Origin of the sequence: Leifsonia naganoensis, assembly GCF_013410615.1 — a bacterium.
GTDB classification, from domain to species: Bacteria; Actinomycetota; Actinomycetes; order Actinomycetales; family Microbacteriaceae; genus Leifsonia; species Leifsonia aquatica.
Genome location: NZ_JACCHJ010000001.1, coordinates 1,000,210 through 1,016,598, shown reverse-complemented (window position 1 = coordinate 1,016,598; position 16,389 = coordinate 1,000,210). Strand labels below are relative to the sequence as shown.

17 protein-coding genes are annotated in these 16,389 nt (G+C 67.4%); 7 read left to right on the top strand and 10 right to left on the bottom strand.

Annotated features, from left to right (window positions below; all coding sequences use genetic code 11):
- The first annotated feature begins 15 nt into the window (after nt 1-15).
- Entirely contained in the window at nt 16-303 is a 288-nt protein-coding gene (locus HNR14_RS04840; protein ID WP_179700118.1) for a hypothetical protein, read from the top strand.
- 9 nt (nt 304-312) lie between these two features.
- On the opposite strand, the gene wecB is transcribed toward HNR14_RS04840, so the two are convergent.
- From wecB to HNR14_RS04825, 3 genes are all read right to left on the bottom strand, one after another.
- Nucleotides 313-1,434: a non-hydrolyzing UDP-N-acetylglucosamine 2-epimerase gene (wecB, locus tag HNR14_RS04835; protein WP_179700117.1), complete on the bottom strand. Its 1,122-nt coding sequence runs from the start codon at nt 1,432-1,434 to the stop codon at nt 313-315.
- 418 nt (nt 1,435-1,852) lie between these two features.
- Nucleotides 1,853-2,479 (bottom strand): exosortase R, encoded by a 627-nt coding sequence (gene xrtR / locus HNR14_RS04830; RefSeq protein ID WP_179700116.1) that lies wholly within the window; start codon nt 2,477-2,479, stop codon nt 1,853-1,855.
- A complete protein-coding gene (locus HNR14_RS04825; protein ID WP_021763260.1) occupies nt 2,469-2,696 on the bottom strand; it encodes a hypothetical protein in 228 nt (75 codons plus the stop codon). The genes xrtR and HNR14_RS04825 overlap by 11 nt, the downstream gene beginning before the upstream one ends.
- Nucleotides 2,697-3,019: 323 nt before the next feature.
- Here HNR14_RS04825 and HNR14_RS04820 point away from each other — a divergent pair, with 323 nt between their 5' ends.
- Nucleotides 3,020-3,940, top strand: coding sequence for an NADP-dependent oxidoreductase (locus tag HNR14_RS04820; protein ID WP_179700115.1), 921 nt, complete (start codon nt 3,020-3,022; stop codon nt 3,938-3,940).
- Between the two features lie 15 nt (nt 3,941-3,955).
- Here the strand turns inward: HNR14_RS04820 and HNR14_RS04815 are convergent, their stop codons facing one another.
- From HNR14_RS04815 to HNR14_RS04805, 3 genes are all read right to left on the bottom strand, one after another.
- A complete protein-coding gene (locus HNR14_RS04815) occupies nt 3,956-4,747 on the bottom strand; it encodes an NAD-dependent epimerase/dehydratase family protein (RefSeq protein WP_179700114.1) in 792 nt (263 codons plus the stop codon).
- Nucleotides 4,748-4,816: 69 nt separating this feature from the next.
- Nucleotides 4,817-5,632: an alpha/beta fold hydrolase gene (locus tag HNR14_RS04810; protein ID WP_179700113.1), complete on the bottom strand. Its 816-nt coding sequence runs from the start codon at nt 5,630-5,632 to the stop codon at nt 4,817-4,819.
- Between the two features lie 32 nt (nt 5,633-5,664).
- The gene (locus tag HNR14_RS04805) at nt 5,665-6,327 is read right to left on the bottom strand and encodes a DUF4097 family beta strand repeat-containing protein (RefSeq protein ID WP_179700112.1); all 663 of its coding nucleotides are present in this window, start codon (nt 6,325-6,327) and stop codon (nt 5,665-5,667) included.
- A gap of 228 nt (nt 6,328-6,555) precedes the next feature.
- On the opposite strand from HNR14_RS04805, the gene HNR14_RS04800 reads away from it, so the two are divergent.
- Entirely contained in the window at nt 6,556-7,296 is a 741-nt protein-coding gene (locus HNR14_RS04800) for a MarR family transcriptional regulator (protein WP_179700111.1), read from the top strand.
- Nucleotides 7,297-7,309: 13 nt separating this feature from the next.
- Here the strand turns inward: HNR14_RS04800 and HNR14_RS04795 are convergent, their stop codons facing one another.
- A complete protein-coding gene (locus tag HNR14_RS04795) occupies nt 7,310-8,776 on the bottom strand; it encodes an MDR family MFS transporter (RefSeq protein ID WP_179700110.1) in 1,467 nt (488 codons plus the stop codon).
- A gap of 73 nt (nt 8,777-8,849) precedes the next feature.
- Here HNR14_RS04795 and HNR14_RS04790 point away from each other — a divergent pair, with 73 nt between their 5' ends.
- Nucleotides 8,850-9,482 (top strand): TetR/AcrR family transcriptional regulator, encoded by a 633-nt coding sequence (locus HNR14_RS04790; RefSeq protein ID WP_179700109.1) that lies wholly within the window; start codon nt 8,850-8,852, stop codon nt 9,480-9,482.
- 39 nt (nt 9,483-9,521) lie between these two features.
- Here HNR14_RS04790 and HNR14_RS04785 read toward each other — a convergent pair whose 3' ends face one another.
- Nucleotides 9,522-10,076: a CGNR zinc finger domain-containing protein gene (locus HNR14_RS04785; RefSeq protein WP_179700108.1), complete on the bottom strand. Its 555-nt coding sequence runs from the start codon at nt 10,074-10,076 to the stop codon at nt 9,522-9,524.
- Nucleotides 10,077-10,146: 70 nt separating this feature from the next.
- Here HNR14_RS04785 and HNR14_RS04780 point away from each other — a divergent pair, with 70 nt between their 5' ends.
- Entirely contained in the window at nt 10,147-11,130 is a 984-nt protein-coding gene (locus HNR14_RS04780; protein WP_179700107.1) for a DMT family transporter, read from the top strand.
- Nucleotides 11,131-11,398: 268 nt separating this feature from the next.
- Nucleotides 11,399-12,733 carry an AlbA family DNA-binding domain-containing protein gene (locus tag HNR14_RS04775; protein ID WP_179700106.1) on the top strand — a complete coding sequence of 445 codons (1,335 nt, stop codon included), beginning with the start codon at nt 11,399-11,401 and terminating at the stop codon, nt 12,731-12,733.
- 286 nt (nt 12,734-13,019) lie between these two features.
- On the opposite strand, the gene HNR14_RS21475 is transcribed toward HNR14_RS04775, so the two are convergent.
- Nucleotides 13,020-14,594 (bottom strand): zinc-ribbon domain-containing protein, encoded by a 1,575-nt coding sequence (locus HNR14_RS21475; RefSeq protein ID WP_425485048.1) that lies wholly within the window; start codon nt 14,592-14,594, stop codon nt 13,020-13,022.
- Here HNR14_RS21475 and HNR14_RS20755 point away from each other — a divergent pair.
- A complete protein-coding gene (locus HNR14_RS20755) occupies nt 14,553-15,104 on the top strand; it encodes a hypothetical protein (protein WP_246311518.1) in 552 nt (183 codons plus the stop codon). The two genes, HNR14_RS21475 and HNR14_RS20755, sit on opposite strands and share 42 nt — an antisense overlap.
- Nucleotides 15,105-15,303: 199 nt before the next feature.
- Here the strand turns inward: HNR14_RS20755 and HNR14_RS04765 are convergent, their stop codons facing one another.
- Nucleotides 15,304-16,374 carry a TniB family NTP-binding protein gene (locus tag HNR14_RS04765; protein ID WP_179700104.1) on the bottom strand — a complete coding sequence of 357 codons (1,071 nt, stop codon included), beginning with the start codon at nt 16,372-16,374 and terminating at the stop codon, nt 15,304-15,306.
- Nucleotides 16,375-16,389 lie beyond the last annotated feature (15 nt).

Below are 16,389 nucleotides of genomic sequence, written 5' to 3'. Positions count from 1 at the left end.
GTGGAGGACGGACCGATGACCCGCGTTCAGCGACTCTTCGTCGGCGCCGTCGGAGTGGCATTCAGCGCGGTGGGGCTCTTCTGCCTCGCGGCTCTGACACTGGTCGTGCTCGAAGCCCTGGTGCTTCCCGAAGCGGGAGAAGCGGGAGGCGGCGTCGTGCTCACCGCGGGAGCGGGCCTGGCGGCGGCCGCGGGCGGGTGCTGCTGCGCGGTTGTCCTGCACCGGCGCCAGGGGCCGCCGCCGCGTCGAGCGTCCTTCATCGATCCGGCGACCGGGAAGGGCCGGCACGCGACGGGCGGCTGACCCGCGGGCTCAGGCGGCCCGACGCTCCGCGTGCGGGCTGCCGACGAGGGTCCGGATCTCCCGCGCGACGCGCACGGAGGCGGTGCCGTCACCGTACGGGCTCGGGAGGCGCTCCAGCTCTGCGTGGAGAGTGTCGAGCTCGCCGATCCAGCGCTCGACGATCTCCGAGATCTGGGGCCCCGGCAGCACGCGGTCGGCGAACGACCCCATCACCTCGGGACGCTCGGTGGACGCGCGGACCACCAGCAGGGGGCGCTTGATCACGCTGCACTCCTCCTGCACACCGCCGGAGTCGGAGACCAGCACGGCCGCGGAGGACGCCAGCGCCAGGAACTCCGGGGGAGTCACGGGATCGATCACCTGCAGGCCCTGGAGCAACGGATCGAGTCCGAATGCGTGGATGCGAGCGCGGGTGCGCGGGTGCAGGGGCAGGACGACCGGAAGGCTCACGGAGCCGAGCTCCGACAGGATCGTCGAGAGAGCCTCCCGATCGTCCGTGTTCTCGGGGCGGTGGATGGTCGCCAGCACGTAGCCGTCGACGGAGAGCCGCAGGCCGGCGAGCACGGCGGCAGCCGCGTGCCGGGGCAGGAGCTGCGCCTGGACCGCCTCGACGACGGTGTTGCCGGTGCGCACGATGCGCTCGGCCGGGATCTGCTCGGCGAGCAGGTTCTCGACGTTCACGGCGGTCGGCGCGCAGAGGAGGTCGGCGATGTGGTCGACCATCACCCGGTTGTGCTCCTCGGGCATGGCGCGGTCGAAACTGCGGAGCCCTGCCTCGACGTGCACCAGCGGGATGCCCAGCGCGTTCGCGGCGAGCGCTCCGGCGAGGGTCGCGTTGGTGTCGCCCTGAACGACGACGGCCTTCGGGGGCCGGGCGCTGAAGATCGTGTCGAGCTGCTTCAGCGTCGATGCGATCTGCGCTGCGCGGCCGCTGCCGCCAACGGAGAGGACCGCTTCGGGCTCCGGGAGGCCGAGGGCCTCCCAGACCGACCCGGAGAGGGCCTGGTCGTAGTGCTGGCCGGTGTGGATCACGCGGCTCTCGGGGCCGAGCTCGTGGATGATCCCGGCGAGTTTGACCATCTCGGGGCGGGTTCCGAGGACGATGGCGATGCCGTGGGGGGTGGCGGGCATGAGGGTTCCTCTCAGTCGGGTGCGCGGGAGGGGCGGGTGTCGGGTCTGCGCATCGGCCGTCGGGTACGGATCGGGCCGGGAGGTACGGGTGGCGGGTGTTGGGTTTGGGGAGTGGAGAGGCCGGCCGCCCAAGGGAGGGACGGCCGACCTCTCAAGCGCATGGACCACCCGTTAGTCCAGATACGCAACGCCGCCGCCAGAGGTAGGCGAACGAGATGCAGATGACGACGGAGGCGGCGACGGCGAAGATGGGGACCATGGTCTACCCCTAACGGGTGGGTATCGGCGTTGCTGTGGAGCCTTCGGCGGGTGGTCCGAAACGGGCGGCTCCTGGGAAGAGTGGGACGGGGAGTGACGGTGGGCGCGCGCAGGGCGCGCCCACCGGAGTGCTGGTGGGCTGGTACTGACTCGGCCGGTTTCAGGCCTGGGCGGCGCGGCGGCCTTTGGCCGGGCGGCGACCGTCGGATGCGGGGCGTTTGAAGGCGACGATGGTCATCAGGACGAGCGCGGCGGCCATCCCGACGAGCATCAGGACCGTGCCGACGGGGCCGTGGACCCAGCGGAACGCTTCGATGCCCCACGTGCTCCAGGCGAAGATCAGGAGGCCGAGGCGGAGCAGGTTGAGGAGCATCATCCCGATGATCCCCGCTGCTGCGGAGAGCAGCACCCGGTGGAGGCGCACGCCCCGTCGAAGGGCGAGCACACCGGCGAGGAAGGCGATGGGGCCGAGGTAGAGCGCGACCGCGCACTGGATCGTGATGACGATGAGGACCCAGCTGCTGTCGGCGGGGAAGGCGACGCCCGGGTTGCCGTCCTTGCGGGCGAGAACGGCGTCGGACCCGAACAGGTCGTTTGCGATCGTCACGAGCATGCGGGCTTCGACGTCGCGCACCACGCCCTCATTGAGCATCAGCAGCACGCCGGTCGTGACCAGTGCGATGGCGGTCAGCCATGCGACGATCCGGCGGAGCGGTACGCCGGGGCGAGCACGACGACGGGTGAGGGGGCGGGGGACGGGGATCGCGGTGGTGAGGTCAGCCGACATGACGGCCTCCTGCCGTGTGACGCACCCCCGCCAGGGACGCACTGCCGGCCTTCTCGCGACGGCGAAGAGTCGCCGCGCGGAGGAGCAGAAGTCCGCCGAGCAGGAGGAAGAGGGTGACGATGGTGACGCCGATGACGGTCATCATCGAACCGCTGCCGGTGGCGGCGAGAACGCCGCCGACGGTCAGCCCACCGCCGATTGGTCCGGCCTGGTACATGGGGAAACCTCGCTTCATCTGGAGTCGGGTGCGTTGGAGATCCCTCGAGCGCCGACGCGACGGAGCGTGCGCCACCCCGGCGCTAGGACGCCGGGTGCAGCTGCAACGGATGCGGTTCGGGTGGGGAGATCCTGATCGGGTGGGATCGGATTCCAGTGTGCGCTGGCATTACATGCATATCGGTAGTGCCTCCGACCGCTCAGTAGTCGGTGCACTGGGATTCCGTAGGCGCACGCCGTCGGATGACGTATGCGGACCCCTGCGTAACGGTGGAATACCTCAACTCCGTTCGTGTTGCCGCATGCATGAGACGTGCCCCATTGATGAGCCGGTTCGTGCAGCACGAGGAGTTCGGCGGCACCGAGGTGCTGCGCGTCGTCGAGAGGTCGGCACCCGAGCCCGCCAGAGCCGAGGTGCGCGTGCGCGTGACGGTGGCCGGACTGAACCCGGTGGACTGGCAGATCCTCGAATCGCCGCGGGTCGCGGCGGAATTCGGTGTGATCCTGCCGACCGGGTACGGCAACGATTTCGCGGGCATCATCGACGCCGTCGGACCCGACTCGACGCGCTGGGCGGTGGGCGACCGCGTGTACGGCGGCGCCCGCGGCCGCGCGCTCGCCGACCACGTCGTGCTCGCCGAGCACGATCGTCGCATCCACCGCACGCCGAACGGGATCGACGACCTGACGGCGGGGGTCCTCGACGTCGCCGGACGGACGGCGAGTGCGGTTGCGGACGCGCTCGCCGCGGGTGTCGGAGACGTGGTGCTCGTCGGCGCGGCCGGAGGCGGGGTGGGCGCGATCCTGACTCAGCTGCTCGTGCGCTCCGGCGCGCGGGTGCTCGGCACCGGATCCGAGGCCTCGGCGGACCACGTCCGCTCGCTCGGGGCAGAGCCCGTGCGCTACGGACCGGGGCTGGAGACGCGGGTCCTGGCGCTCTCGCCGAGGGGAGTGACCGCGGCGGCGGACCTCTTCGCGACAGAGACGGCGGTCGCCGCCCTCGCGCTCGGCGCGCGGCCCGGCCGCGTCGTCACGATCGAGGCGGACGACCCCCCTGCCGGCGCCCGAGCGGTCAACGGGTCGAACGCGCGGCCCGGGGCACTGGAGGAATTGCTGCGGCTGGTGCGCGCCGACGGCCTCCGGATTCCTGTGGAGGCTGTGTATCCCTTCGCCGAATTCCGCGACGCGATCGCCCATCAGCGGTCGCGGCACGCGCGCGGAAAGATCGCTGTCGCGCTCGACTGATCCGGTCGCGTCCGGTCACCACCGCAGCCCGACGGGATGCCGCTCGTCGCCGAACGGCGCGCCCAGCGGTTGCTCGGGGTCGGGCAGGTCGATGGCTGCACCACTGCGCTCCGCGATCGCGACCGCGTCGTCCTGCGGGAAGTAGCCGATCGCCTCGCCCTCCTCCAGCGGGAACCAGGCGGGACGGTTCGCGGAGACGCCCCACACGATCCGGTGGCCCGGCTCCGTGAGCGTCGCCACGGCCTCCACGAGACGCGTCGCGTCGCCCGGCGAGAGCCAGGTCGCCAGCGAACGCGACGCCTCGGGATGCTCGGCGAAGGTGCAGATCCTGGCCGACACCACGGCCATCCCGAACTGGTCGGCGTACAGGCTGCCGAGCGCCTCCATCGCGACCTTGCTCACGCCGTAGTAGGTGTCGGGTCGTGGAGGGAGGATGCCGGAGTCCCGTGCGGAGGAGGCCGGGGCCTGGCCGACCGCGTGGATCGAGCTCGCCAGCATCACCCGGGGCACCCCGGCGACGTACGCGGCCTGGAGGGCGTTCCGGGTGCCGTCGATGTTCTCCTCGACGATCTCGTTCCACGGCCGTTCCGAGGCGACCCCGGCGAGGTGGATCAGGGTGCCGGCGCCTTTCACCGCTTTCGCCAGCGCGTCCCTGTCGGCGATCGACGCCTGGACGTGTTCCCACGTGGCGTCGTCGGGAGCCTCGGTGATGTCGATCGAGCGGACCTGGTGGCCGTGGCCGATCAGGCGCGGGATGATCGAACGGCCGATGCGACCGTTGCCGCCGGTGATCGCGAACTGTGCCATTGCTGCCTCCATCGTCCGCACCATCAGTACACCGATCCGGGCCGATGGTCAGCGGTCGGCGGCCGATGGTCAGCGGTCGGCGCCCAGGGCGGCGACCTCGCGGACGGCGGCAGCGACCGCCGCGTGATCCTTGCGGAGGATCGCGCCGTGGTTGCTCGGGACCTTTGCGCTGATCGCGATGTTGGGGTTGCGGGCGATCACGTCGGCGAGGCCGGCGCGGATGACCTCCTGCTCGTCGCCGCGGCTGCCGAGCGATGTGCCGGAGGCGACGACGTGCCGGGTGGGCACCACGATGCCGTCCAGCACCGGGCCCAGCTCGCCGGTGCTCCCGAGACGGCCGAGCTCGATGTTGCTCTCGGCCTGCTGGGCGGCGCTCATCCGGGGCGTGAGTCCGGTGGGCCGCAGGAGCGGCGTGAACCAGCCCATCCGCCGGAAGAGCGTCCGGATGCGGGCCTCCATCGCGTCGTCCAGCCAGTCGTAGGGCTGCGCGCCGTCGACCAGCACAGCGCCGATCGTGCGTGCGGGGTTGAGGTTGGCCCAGTGCGCCGCGACGTAGGCGCCGTACGACCAGCCCACCACCACGGCGCGGTCGACGCCGCGTGCCGCGAGCACGGCGTCGACATCGCGCACGGCGGCCGCGAACGAGTAGTCGGCCGAGCGGCCCGACTTCCGGCCGCGGGCGCGCTCGTCGTACGTGATGTGCCGCCAGGTGGGGCCGAGGTCGGCGATCACCCGGCGCCAGTAGCCCTGCGTGGCGAACTGGCCGTTCAGATAGACGATGGGGGTGCCCGAACCGCCGGTGTCGGTGGTGGCGAGGGCTGTGTCGTCGACCGGCACCATGCCGGTCCAAGCTGCGCTGGTCGAGGTCGTGCTGCGGTTCGTCATGATGTTCTCCTGAGGGCTGGTGGGCTGCGCGGTCACAGGGTGTGCGCGTCGATGTCGCCGGAGGCGGTGGTGGCGCGGATCCGCACGGTCGCCGATCCATCGGTGTTCCGGAGGGCGTTGCTGATGCGCCCGTGCGGCGTGCCGGCGTCGAGGACGGCGGTGGTGCCCGCCGGGACCCCGACGGAGACGTCGCCGAACTGCGTGCTGACGACCACGTCGCCCCGGCGCGCCTCGGCGATCCGGATGTCGCCGCGCGCGGTGCTGATCTCGGCCGGGCCGGTGAGGCGACCGACGGCGATTCCGCCGTCGAGGGCGCTGAGGCGGACGGTCTCCGCTTCGTCGAGCGCGATCGGGCCGACCGACCCCTCGACGACCACGTCGCCGAGGCTCCCGGCCCCGCGCAATTCCGCGCTTCCGGTCGCCCGCACGCTGGAGCCGGCGGGCAGCTGGACCGTCACCTCGACGGAGCCGCTCGGTCCGAACGCGGCGGACGGCTCGGTCGTGCCGATGGTGAGCGTTCCGGCGGCGAACGCCGCGGTGGTGCGCTCCGCCGCTTTCACGTCGCGCGCCTTCGTGGCGTCGACGGGGCGGATGTCCACGCGGACGTCCGTCCGCTCGGCGGCGATGAACCGGAGACGCCCGGCGGGCACGTCGACGACGGTGGTGACGGGGGACGGGGTGTCGAAGGTCTGCATGGTGCTCAACTCCTTGATCGGTGACGCTGGTGGATGTTTCTGATACAAGAAACGCTACGTTGCGTTCACTTACTGGGCAATACCAGCGTTGCGTTGTAAGTATAAAAATCCAGATCAAAGGATATATATCGTTGCGATAGGTCAGAAAGTAATGCAATCACCACGAGTGATTCTGTTGCGTTAGTGAGCGACTGAACGCTACGCTCGACTCGACGAAGGAGGTGACGGATGGCCGCAGGCAGGCTCACCAGACAGGAGCGCCATCGGATCGCGCTCGGCCTGGCCGACGATCTCGCATACGCGGAGATCGCCCGGCAACTGGAGCGGCCGACGTCGACGATCACGCGCGAGGTGCTGCGCAACGGCGGCCCCGGGGCGTACCGGGCAGACCTCGCCCAGCGGGCCACCGAGCAGCGCGCGCACAAGCGTCGCGGCACCGTCTCGGGAGCCGCCCGCGAACCGCAGGCGGACGGACGCGATTCGCCGGCCGTCCGCGCCTACGAGGAGTCCTTCACCACGCTCTTCATGCAGTCCGGTCTTCCGCGCGTGGCGGCCGGCATCCTCACCAGCCTTTACACCACCGACGCGGGCAGCCTCACGGCGGCCGAGCTGGTGCGGCGTCTCGAGGTGAGCCCCGCCTCCATCTCCAAAGCCATCAGCTTGCTCGAGGGACAGGGCCTCGTCATCCGCGAGCGTGGGGAGGGAAGGCGCGAGCGCTACATCGCCGACGCCGACGTCTGGTATCAGTCGATGATCGCGGCGGCGCGCTCCAATGCCCAGATCGCCGAGACCGCCCGCGAGGGCGTGCGCCTGCTCGGCGACGACACCTCGGCCGGCGTCCGGCTCGAGAACATGGCGCGCTTCATGGACTTCGTCGGCGAGAGCATCGCCCGCGCCGCCGAGCAGGCGCGCGGGCTGCTCGGCACCGGCGAGGAGGGTTCGCCCTCCTCGCCGGCCGACGGCGCCTGATCCGGAGCGAACGTCAGACGGTCTCGATCACGGAGTCTGCCGCTTCGGACGGTGCGTTCTCGGCACGCTGGGCGGCATCCCGGGCCCGGCGGGTGGCCGGGACGAGGAAGGCCAGGACGAGCGGCACCGCGCTCAGCGCCAGCACCCACCAGAACGTCGCGTTGAAGGCGCCGAGCGCCTGGTTCGCCGTGGTCGCTCCCGCGAGGTACTGCTGCAGGACGACGGCGATGACCGTGACGCCGAACGGGGCGCCCACCTGCTTCACCAGGTTGAAGGCGGCGCTTCCGCGGGGCGTCTCCGCGTGGCTGAGGCTGGCGAAGGCGAGCGTCATCACCGGGAGCGAGACGGCGGCCATCCCGAATCCCTGCAGGAACTGCCCGGCCAGGAGCAGCACGTCTCCGCCGGACGCGCCGGCCAGCGCGAACGGCAGCGTTCCGATCATGGCGAGCACCACGCCGCCCGCGATGACGAAGCGGGTGTCGATCCGGTCGCCGAGCCGTCGGTTGACGAGGATGAAGCACATCGTCCCGAGACCCTGGGGGATCAGCAGGAGGCCGGTCGTGAAGACGGAGTCGCCACGGATCTGCTGGTAGAAGAGCGGCAGCAGGAACATGAGCGCGTAGATCGAGAAGCCGCTCAGGAATGTGATGACACTGCCGATCCCGAAGCTGCGCCGCGCGAAGACGCGCACGTCGAGCAGGGCCGGCCGCTTCGAGCGCAACGACCAGGCGGTGAAGCCGGCGAGGAGGGCGACGCCGATCGCGAGGGGGAGCCACGCGTCGAGGGCGGCGAAACCGTCGGGGGTCGCACCGCGGCTGATCCCGAAGGCGAGCGCGACGACACCCGGTGTCAGGAGGACGAAGCCGAACAGATCGAAACGGTGCGCCGAATCCTTCGCGCCGACCGGCAGGAAGAGCGGTGCGAGCACGAGTGCGGTCAGGCAGATCGGCACGTTGACGAAGAACAGCCAGCGCCAGCCGACCGAGTCGATGAGCGAGCCGCCGATCAGTGGGCCGAGGATGGGTCCCAGCTGGGCGACCAGGCCGATCGTCGCGATCGCCCGGCCGATCCGTTCCTTGCCGGCCGCCCTGGTGAGGATCGTGATGGTGATGGGGAGCACCATCCCACCGCCGACGCCCTGCAGCACGCGGAAGCCGATGAGGCTCGGCAGGTTCCAGGCGAGGCCGCAGAGCACCGATCCGAGCAGGAAGGTGGCGACGGCGAACATCCACATGCGCCGCGCGCCGAATCGCTCGGACGCCCAGCCGGAGACCGGGACGACGGCGACGTAGGCGAGGAGGTAGCCGGTCACGACCCACTGCGTCTGGGCGACGGTGGCGTGGAACACGGTGTGGAAGTGGTCGAGCGCGATGTTCACGATCGTCGAGTCGAGGATCGTCGTGATCGCGCCGAGGATCAGCACGAGGCTGATCAGGTTGAGCCGACGCGAGCTCACGGCGGCGGGTGGGGTCATGGTCATGAGAGGTAAACTACACCGTGCAGTGTAGTAAGTAAACCGGTGAGTAAGATCGTGGAGGAATCAGGGAGGTCCGATGCAGACGACGACGCCGGCGAAGGGCGTTCGAGAGGGGTCGGCGCAGAAGCGGGAGGCCATCCTCGCGGCCGCGCGCGAGCTGTTCCTCGCGGATGGGGTCGAACGCACCAGTGTGGACGCGATCGCCGCGAGTGCCGGAGTCTCCAAGCGCACTGTTTACGACTACTACGGCGACAAGCGGAATCTGCTCCTGGCCGTCGTCGAGCAGGCCGTCGACGCGCTCGGCACGGCTGTGACCGCGGCCATCGACGCCAACCTCCGGGGCGAGATCGAGATCGAGGCCGCGCTGACGCGGTTCGCCCAGGACATCACGTCCACCGCGCTCGGGTCCTCCGACTACATCGCGCTGATGCGTCTGCTCTCCACCGAGTCGGTGAACCTGCCCGAGCTCTGGGACAAACACTGGAGTGTCGGCGAGCCCGAGGATGCCGTGGCCGAGCGCTTCGCCGAGTTCGACCGGCGCGGGCTGCTCGTCGCTCCGGACCCGCGTCTCGCGGCCGACCACTTCGTGGCCCTCACCGTCTCGTCGTTCGCCAACACCCTCGGGCGCCCGATCGAACGCGACGAGCAGCAGACGCAGCACCTGATCGTCGAGGGCGTTCGCGCGTTCCTGCGGGCGTACGGGTCCTGACGCACCGCGGCTGCTCCGGGCCGCTGCGGATCGTTTCCACTACGCCCCGCTCTCCTTGCGCGCGCGGAACGCGATCATGTTGACGCGGTTGCCGCAGCGCACGCTGCAGAAGCGCTTGGAGCCGTTGCGGGAGAGGTCGAGCAGCAGTGCGGTGCAGTCGTCGGCGGCGCACACCCGCAGGCGGTCCGTCTCACGCGCGCGGATCACGTCCACGAGGGCCAGTGCGACCTCCACCCGGATGCGCTCGGCGAGCGGCGCGTCCTGCGAGGTCGCGTGCAGGTGCCAGTCGAAGCCGTCGTGGCGCAGCAGATAGGGAAGGGCGTGCGCGTCGGCGAGGATGCCGTTGACGGCCAGGGCCGCATCGTCGCGGTCGAGTGACCAGACGCGCCGCAGCAGATCGCGGGTCGCGTGCACGTCGGCCAGTTCGGCTTCGGTCTCCTCCTTCCGGCCGGAGTACCGGTTGCGGGCGAGCAGCTGTGCCAGTTCAGCCGGGGTGGGGAGCTCGTCGTCTCCGCTGCGGGAGGCGCCGGGCGCCGTGTTGCCCAGCTCGACGGCGAACTCGAGCGCGTCCACCGTGTCAGGGGCAAAATGCAAGTTGACTCCTTACTCGGCACAAGACTAGCGTCAGGCCCATCATCCCTTTCGATCCTGACAGGTGACTCTCATGTCGCACCGCCACCCGACGACGCTCGGCCTCCTCATCGCGCTGCTCGCGGCGGCGACCTTCGGGATGTCGGGAGCGTTCATCAAGCCCCTGCTCGAGAGCGGATGGTCGCCCGTCGCCGCCGTCACGCTGCGGGCGCTGATCGGCGGTCTCGTGCTCCTGCCGTTCGCCCTCGTCTCGCTGCGTGGGCGCTGGGCGGCCGTCTGGCGGGGCCGCTGGCGGCTCCTCGGGATGGCGCTGGTCGGCGTCGCGGGGACGCAGGTCCTGTACTTCTCGGCCATCCAGCGCATCCCCGTGAGCACGGGCATCCTGATCGAGTACCTGGCTCCCGTGCTGCTCGTCGCGGTGGCGTGGGCCCGTACCCGCCGTGCGCCGCACGCGGTCGTGCTCGTCGGATCGGCCGTCGCCGTCGTCGGACTCGTGCTGGTCGTGTCGCCCGGCGGCGCCGGTCGCCTGGATCCGCTCGGGATCGTGCTCGCGACGGTCGCGATGGTCGGATGCGCCGCCTTCTATGTGATCGCCGCCCGCCCGAGCGACGGCCTGCCCCCGGTCGCGCTGGCGTCGGGCGGCCTGCTCGTCGGAGGACTCGCCCTCGCCGCCGTCGGTGCGACCGGTCTGCTGCCCTTCGCGGTGCGGTTCACGGACGTCGAGCTGTTCGGCCGGCCGACGGCCTGGTGGGTGCCGCTCGCGGTGGTCGGCGTGCTCGCGACGGCAGTGGCCTACGCCTCCAGCATCACCGCCACCGAGCTGCTCGGGTCGCGCCTGGCCTCCTTCGTCGGACTGCTGGAGGTCGTGGCGGCGAGCCTCTACGCCTGGCTGCTCCTCGGAGAGCGCTTGAGCGTCCTGCAGCTCCTCGGCGGCGTGCTCATCCTGGGCGGCATCATCCTCGTCCGCGCTGATCGGGGCGCGGATCCGGAGGTCGTGGTGTCGGTGCCCGCGACAGAGGGCGCGACACGCCGACCTGACACCGCGACACGCCGGTGAGACAGGAGTCGCGAGCGGCGGAATGTCGGTGGTCCGCCGTAATCTCGGGGGAGAGCTGTCCGCTCTCATGCCGGACGACATAAATCGCGTTCTTGACACCAGCATTTCATTGGCCATCGCAGCGCCAGGCCGCGTTCAGACACGCACAAAAGATGACACTGCTTCCGTCCCAAGTTCCCCACGGCACCAGGACGCGCACCCAATACCCGTCGCGAGCTTGAAGTGGTTTCGTTCGGCGGCGTCGGCTGGTCGCGCATAGCCTGTAAGCGTGATCGATTTCGACGTCAGCAGGTTGCCGACGCGTGTAGCCGAGTGGTCGGAGCTTCTCGCTGCCATCTTCGAAGCCACACCGAACGACGAGGCGTATTGGGTCGAGTGGAAGTCGACGTACTCGTGGGAAAACAGAGCCCACCTTGGAGCGGTAGCTCGAGCAATCATCGCGATGGCGAATCGTGATCCTGATGAGGCCGCCACGCATCTCGGCGGGAACGCGATCGTTGTGGTCGGGCTTGAGCCAGGAGTGGCGCATGGCGTCAACGCGATCGATTCGACTGTGCTCGAGAACAAGCTTGATGCTTTCACCGGTGGGCGGGAAGGACCTCGGTGGATTCCCCATTGGCTGCGTTTCCGGGAGCTCGTCGTGTTGGTGATCCAGGTGATGCCTCCGCGCCGCGGGCAGCCGCCTTTTGTCTTGACTAGCTCTGTCGACAAGCTGAGGGTCGGCCAGGTTTTCACTCGTGTCGGTTCGAAGTCGGAGCCAGCGACTCCCGCGGATTTGCGACGTCTCGCAGCACGGTTCCTCCCGGCCGATCCGGAACCGATTCTCCCTATAAGGATCAGAGCTGTCGGTGTTGATCGTTATCCGACGTACTGGTGGGACAAAGAAGGTATCGAAGCCTTTATCGAATCTGAGCGACGATCGATGTTGGAGAGTTTGAACGCTGACCGTCTCTCTCGGGTGCTCACGGCTGGTGCAGCCATTCCGCCAGCCTTCCCGTCGCTTCTGCATCGGCCGGAGGACCGGACTGAGGAGCAGTATCTCCGACATGTTGAGAGTCATCTTGCGAGGATTCGTGAGATGCTACCGGACACGCTTCGTAGCGTCGCCGCGTCGGTGTTCCCGGCCGTGGAGATCGTCGCTGACAATCTGGGCAGTACGAATCTAAAGGACATCCATGTCACCCTCAGTGTGAGTGGGGACGCGCACGCCGAGGACTCGAATGAGGACCGCAGGCTTCTCGCCTTCCGTCTTCCTGATCGACCGCGGTCTTTCGGCCCTTACCTGCCTGACCCTACATTCCGGGTTGCGATCCCGCCCGTCGTCGGCTCGTTTGGTCGTCGGGAGATCCGGAACGGCGGCAGCTTCGTTGTCGAACTTGATGCCTTCGACCTTCGCCCTTCCGACCACGGAAAGTTGGTCGATGTTCGGACGGTGGTGCTCATCCCCAAAGCGCGCACTGGCCCGGTAACGATGACGTGGAGGGCGACCGCGTCGAACGTCGACGCGGAAGCTGGGGGCGAGTTTGAGCTCGACTTCTCCGGCCCGTCGATTGATGTGCTTACTCTGAGTCAGAGACAAGCTTCTGAGGACGATGGTGTTTGACCGAGGTTTGCGCCTACGGTCAGGGGACGCTCGGGCTGTTCGTGAGCTTTGGGTGAGCTGTGTCCGTTCTGCCGGTTGCACCAGAGGCGGGCGCGTGTAGACCGAAGCGGAAGTCGGGGTGGTCCGTTTCGTGGCCGACACGTACGTTGAGCCCGAACGCGGCAGCGATTGAGATCGTTGAGCGTCGCTTGCTCGTGCCGTAGCTACTTGAGACCAAGGTGCGGCGACCGAAGTTTGTCGAATGTTCGGGTTGCCGGGTCGCATCCGATAGCGAAGTCAGCTTCGGCTAGCGTCGCTCGTCGTCGGCGCGATAGCCAATCCGGCGCTCCTTTGGGCAGTCTGGGCAGCCTCTCGAGTCGACTCGCCTATGAACGTGGGTCTCTCGCTCATGGCCATACGCACAAAGCCAAACGTACGTCTGCGCTGACCGAATCCTGACCTTATCAACACTGTTCTTCGTCGGGTGGAACTCGCTTGTGATGAGAGGGTACTGCTTCACCAGATAGTTTGATTGGCGCATCAGAGCGGGGTCATTACTTGCGCGACCACGGGCTCCGGCCGTCCATTCGTTGCTTTCGTAGGCGATTCGATCCGGCCTCGGGCAAGCCGAGCATCCGCGCGAGTTGATCCGCGTGTGGAGAGTCGCACTCCGTACATGGCCTGCCGCGCAGATCCAGAGATAGTTGTCCGATGCGTTCATCTGCAATTTGCTTACTTGATTCGCGGTCGGATGGAACTCGCTCGTTATGAGCGGATACTTTTCGAGAAGAATGTTGCAGTCCGGCGTCTTCACGTGGCCTGAGCAGCGTCCACAGCCCAATTTCGCCCTGATGAAGGCTTCCCGCGAAATCTCGTGGCCCCGACTGCAGCGCCACACGTGCTTCAAGGAGATACCGCGTGCCTCTCCGAATCGGACGCCGTCGTTGAGTTCGGGGACCCATTGGGTTGCGAGTTCCGGGTAGCGTTCACTGATGAGCTGCTGGCCCTTGTGCGCGCCAAGAGCATGCCCGCACTTGCGACAGCCGGTTCCGTTGGCGCGAGATCTGATCATCGTTTCGTATGGCTGGTGTCCCTTCGGGCAGATGAACCAGGCTCGCTCGTTCCCTCTCAACGTGACTTCTGACGGCGACTTCGTGTTTAGCGTCGGATGCCACTCGCGTGCGATATCCGGCCGGAGATCCTGAAGTGTGTTGAAACCGGGGCGTGCGATGCTGCCGTTGCACACAAGACACGGCTCTTCACCTATGCACTGGCCCTGAACGCTTCGTTCATACGTGTGTCCTAGAGGGCAGACCCAAGCGACTTTCGTTGGGAGGTTCGAGTGCAGATCGATGGGTAGAAGAGGGGAGTTGGCGGCGAAGTCGAAATAGCTCGCTCGCGCGGGATGAGTTGACGCGATGTCTGTTTCGCCGGGGATTACTCGTCGCCCGCTGCAATAAGCGCAGAGGAACGATGTGCGCTTTCCCACCTCGCGGACCGGTTCGACAGGTACTCGGTGACCGGCAGGACACACGCCGCCTCTGCGTTTCAGGTTCTCACGGAGGTGGTCTACTGGCTGACCGGCGCTGCGGTGGGTGAGAACCTCCCGCCAGTTTGTGGCCGTGATCGTCTGACTGTTTGACGCTTGCAAATAGCGCTCGAAGCGTTCGAGTGGACGTGTCGGTAGCGTGAAACTCTCCAGGACGGCAGGCTCCAGCCAGAGGTCGTGGTCCCATCGTGGGCGAAACGGTGCGTTCGACCCGAGTGCCCTTTGGTCGAGCCATTCGCGCACGCCCAGAGCCGTGAACCGGAGGTAGTGCCAGACGCGTGTCGTCAAGCCTTGGTCGCCGAGCCCGGAGTTCTTGAGCGCGGTATTGAGCATGTTCAGCGACTGCTTGTACGTCGAGGAGGGGTCGAAGAACGCCTTTTGGAATTCCGTGCTCGCCAGTATTGTCCAGAGCCGGATGGCGTGAGGGAATGGGCGAGCCGGAAGGAGGTGGTGTGCAGCTTCATCGGTGAGCGATGGATCGATCGTATGAATGAGCTCCCAGAGCGTGGTCGCGTCCGCCACGCCTCGCTGCCGGAGCGACTGAAATTGACGCTCGGCTTCGATGAAGTCATCGCTTACCTCAAACTGATTGTCGGGGTCAGCTCCGGAACCCACCCAACGCCGATGAGGAACGCACACAAGGGTCTCGAGATGTGGTCGGAGGCGCACTGGCTTGACGCCGGCGCAATCGCGGCACATCCACTGCGCGCCTGTTCCCGCCTTGCAGGCGAGGCAAGTCGTTCCGTCGTGATGACGGAGTTCGGGCGTTGCAGGCTCACCGAGGGAGTCCAATGGTACTTGTGCTTTGGCGGCGAGGATTTCGATCCACAGGTCTTCCTTTGACATTTCCGGCCGAAGGCGGGAGGCTGCCCTGACAAGTCGCGTACGGTGTGCGAAGGTCTCCCCGTTTGACGAGAGCAGTCGCTCGGAGAAGCTGTCGATGGTCTCGAGATGGCGAGGCCATACGCGAATCGGGTAGGTGCGACAGACCATGTCCCACGTCTCCAAACCGCCGACGTAGGTACGAGGTGCCGCGCTATGCTTACGCAACTTTCGCAAGCTCTCTCTGCTGCTTTGCGGCCTGCTTCTTGGCGCGCGCCTTCTCTATTTCAGCTTCTGCGTCGGCGATCAGCTCTGCTTCCTCGGAAGCGATGTCCAGTGACATCGAGATGATGTGATCCGCGGTGAGCGCTTCTCGCGCCGGGTGGTCCGCCCAGATCAGGTCGACAGCTATCCGAGTGAGTAGCTTGTGAAGAGCGCCGATGTTGCCGCTGGTCCTCTTCATAAGGAGAGTTTGAAATTGGAGGATCGAATTCCTCTGCTGGGCGAGTAGTGGGAGCTCGCGTTCGAAGCCGAGCAGTAGCTGCTGCCACTGCCTCTGCTGGGTTGCATCGCCGAGCCTGTATGGCTTGATGCCGTGCTTTGTGAACCTGCTTCGGAGCTGCCTTCCGCGGGGGGTGTCCGTGAGTACCTTGCTTTTGTTGACTTCGATGCCAGAGATCACGAAAGTCGCCTCAACTTCGTTGTGCAAGCTCTTGATGTAATCGACTGTTTGTCCGTTACCGACGTTGTTTGCGGCGATGTTGTGAAACTCATCGATGCATACGAGGTGGGTGCCAGCGTCTCGCATGAGCCCGATCACTCGGTTGATGATGGTTGGAGTATTGTCGCGTGCGTATGGGGTCCCGCCAAAGAACGCCAGGAGCGCTGTCGCGAGTGCTTTGCCGGATGTGTCCGGCTGAGCCTCGACGTAGACGATCGGGACATGGCCGCGATACTCGGCTTGCGGGAAGTCAGCACGATACCGTTGATGCGTCCACTCCATCAGCGCACGCAGGAGGGTGGTCTTGCCCATGTGGGGCTCGGCGTCGATCATCATCCCGCTCCGGTTGGGGGCGTGGACGTTCGCTCGCATGAGGTTCTCGAGCAGCTTGTGGCCCTGGTCGCCGTTTTCAGTTGGGAGGCGGATAGCCCCGGACGTGTACGCGGACCGTGCGATGTTGTAGTCGAGACGATCACTTTCCCTGAGGTTCCGATAGTCGTCGATCGTCATCAGCTGAGGCCGCTCCCACCTCTTTTCAAGAGCCTGAGTGAGGCCCTCCTTCGTGGTCATGCGCAGCGTCTTGTG